The sequence below is a fragment of the Candidatus Synechococcus spongiarum genome (assembly GCF_900047545.1).
Taxonomy (GTDB): domain Bacteria; phylum Cyanobacteriota; class Cyanobacteriia; order PCC-6307; family Cyanobiaceae; genus Synechococcus_B; species Synechococcus_B spongiarum_C.
The window spans coordinates 1-2,492 of record NZ_FITM01000035.1; the positions used below are offsets into that span (position 1 = coordinate 1).

Sequence of the window (2,492 nt, forward strand, 5' to 3'; positions counted from 1 at the left end):
GCTGGCAAGCTCTGATGCGCTGGCGAGTTGAGGGGATCAAGTGGTGACGCTGCCACCTTCCAGCATGGCCAGTTGTAGAATCTTGTCTGGGACACCCTGTTCACTACGCTCCTGTGAACCCCGATCATAAAGGGATACTTTAACATCTTTGCTTTTCATCTGGTTCCAGAGTTGCTGCATTTCCGGCGGCACGGAACCAACCGCCAGGGCCTTTTCCACAAGGCGATCCCCGTGGGCCAGGCGCAGCAGGTTGTCAAAGTTGACGCGAACCCGAAAACGTGCATCCGGGCCATTCTCAACCTCCTCCGCGAGGCGCTGGGCCTGGTGGAAAATGTTCGAGTTGTCCCAATAGATGAAGACCTTTTCCATGCTGTGTACAGGCTGCGGTGTTGACAATGCTTAATAGTAGGTCCCGCTGCGCCGCTGATGGACAGCCGTCCGGCCTTTCTCGTCCAGCAGGGCTCCATGTTCCACATGGCCGTAGATCAGCCAGTGGTCACCGCACTCCATGCGTTGACAGACCTGCACCTCCAGCCAGGCCAGGGCCTCCTGCAGCAGGGGTTGGCCATGGGGACTCTCCGTTATCTCCAGTCCGGCAAAACGGTCGGCGCCGGGGGCAAAGGGTTGCAGGAAGTGCTTCATGGGACCCTTTTCCCGTCCTGCGGCCAGCACGTTGAGGGCGAAGTGGTTGCCGTTGTGCAGCAACTGCTCCACGGCCCGATCCTTGGCCACCGCCACCGTGATGCCTGGGGGGGTGAAGCTGGCCTGGGACACCCAACTGGCCACCATGGCCCCACTCAGGGCGCCATGGCGGGCGGTCAGCACACAGAGGGAGCCCAGCACCCGACCCAGGGCCTGGAGGGATGGCCCACTGCTGCTGTCCTTGAGGCCGCCGACAACGCGCCGCCGCTGCTGTTGCTGCCGCTGCAACGTCTGGCCCAGATCCGTGCCGATTTCCTCACAGCGCTTCAAGGTGGCGTCATCAGGGGAGAAGCGCACCCGCAGGGTGGGGAAGGCAAAGGGAAATCCACAGTCCCGCAACTTCGTCTCCAGCAGGTCAATGGCCTCTCCACTCCAGCCGTAGCTGCCGAAGACCCCCACTGGTGTGGTGCGTTCCGCTTCTGCCAACACCGTTCCCAATGCCGCCATGACGGGTGTGGGCACATGCCCCCCCAGGGTGGGGGAGCCAATGAGCAAAGCCTGGCTGCCGTGAATGGCCTGGCGCAGGGCGTCCGCGTCGCTGAACTCGCAATTCATGCTTTGCACCCGCACGCCGGCCTTGGCAACACCCTGCCCCAGTGCGGCAGCCAGTGCGGCAGTGTTGCCGTAGGCACTGGCAAAGAGCAGTGCCACACTCAAAGTGGAGCGCCGCTGACCCTCTCCCCAGCGGCGGTAGTCATTGAAAAGACTGCGCCAGCTTTGGCTGATCATGGGTCCGTGACCTGGCGCCAAGATCTGAATGCTGACCTCCTCCAGACGGTCCACCACGTTGTCCACCTGCTGGGCCATGGGGGCCATCAGGCAGTCGTAGTAGAAGCGGCGGTCTTCTTCATGGAGAACGCCATGGGATTCTTCCAGGTCCTCCGTGCAAACATGGGCCGCGAAGAATTTGCCGCTGAAGAGAATCCCGTAACGGTCTTCATGGGCCAGGAGTCCACCGGGCCAGCGGGGCGTGGGTGCAGGCCACAATCGCAGTTGCCAGTGGTCGTCGGGTTCACCTACAGACATCTGGTGCTCAGCGCGGATGACCCGCAAGGGCGGCAAGGGCGGCAGCGGGTCCGCATCTGCCGATGGGGCGGAACCCACTTGGCGCTGTGGGGGTGTCCAGAGATCTTGCAGCAGCTTGACGCCAGCACTGGAAGCCAGGAGCCGTAGCCGGGGATAAACCGTGCCCATGTGGCGCAGCAGACCCACCCGATTGGGGTTGACATGGCCCACCACCACCGCAAGGGGGTGCTCAAGAGGACAGTGCTGCTTGAGCGCTTCAAGGAAGGGCTCGCGGAACGACTCCCCAGGGGGATGGATCAACGTGGCCTCGGGACCGGGAATGAAGAAGCTGTTGGCACTGGTGCCCCGCTCCAGGCCGTATTCCATCTCAAAGCGCAGCCGCTCCGGGCTGAGGCCCCGCAGGCAGAGCAGTTGATCTGCAACAGGCAGGGTGATGACGCGCCGCATGCTGGCCCCGGACGGTGTGATGAATCGGTTCAGTAGTGGTTGCCCACCTTACGGTGGTGGACTGCGGTTTGCCCTTCCTGGTCTGCCACCCGACCGCTTTCCACCTCTGCATAGATGATCCAGTGGTCACCCGCCTCCAGCCGTTGGCGGACACAACACCCCAGAAAGGCCAGGGCATCGGCCAGCACCGGCCCCCCTGGTGCGGCTTTGGGCAGGATGTGTACCCCTGCAAAGCGGTTGGCACCGGGGGGGAAGCGCTTGAGGAAGTGGCGCAGCAGTTGCTGATGGTTGTCCTGGGAGAGGATGTTGAGCACAAA

General features: G+C 62.8%; 3 protein-coding genes. All 3 read right to left on the minus strand.

Going from position 1 to position 2,492, the window contains the following annotated elements:
- Positions 1–36: 36 nt before the first annotated feature.
- Positions 37–369: a PIN domain-containing protein gene (locus FLM9_RS01410; protein ID WP_074456925.1), complete on the minus strand. Its 333-nt coding sequence runs from the start codon at positions 367–369 to the stop codon at positions 37–39.
- A gap of 30 nt (positions 370–399) precedes the next feature.
- Positions 400–2,175 carry a diflavin flavoprotein gene (locus tag FLM9_RS01415; protein ID WP_074456926.1) on the minus strand — a complete coding sequence of 592 codons (1,776 nt, stop codon included), beginning with the start codon at positions 2,173–2,175 and terminating at the stop codon, positions 400–402.
- Positions 2,176–2,204: 29 nt separating this feature from the next.
- The coding region (locus FLM9_RS01420) for a flavin reductase family protein (RefSeq protein WP_143324543.1) at positions 2,205–2,492 on the minus strand (288 nt) is incomplete at its 5' end.

Excerpts from the sequence above, each read along its gene's own strand:
- FLM9_RS01410 (WP_074456925.1), bottom strand. The coding sequence starts at position 369 with ATGGAAAAGGTCTTCATCTATTGGGACAACTCGAACATTTTCCACCAG.
- FLM9_RS01415 (WP_074456926.1), bottom strand. The coding sequence starts at position 2,175 with ATGCGGCGCGTCATCACCCTGCCTGTTGCAGATCAACTGCTCTGCCTG.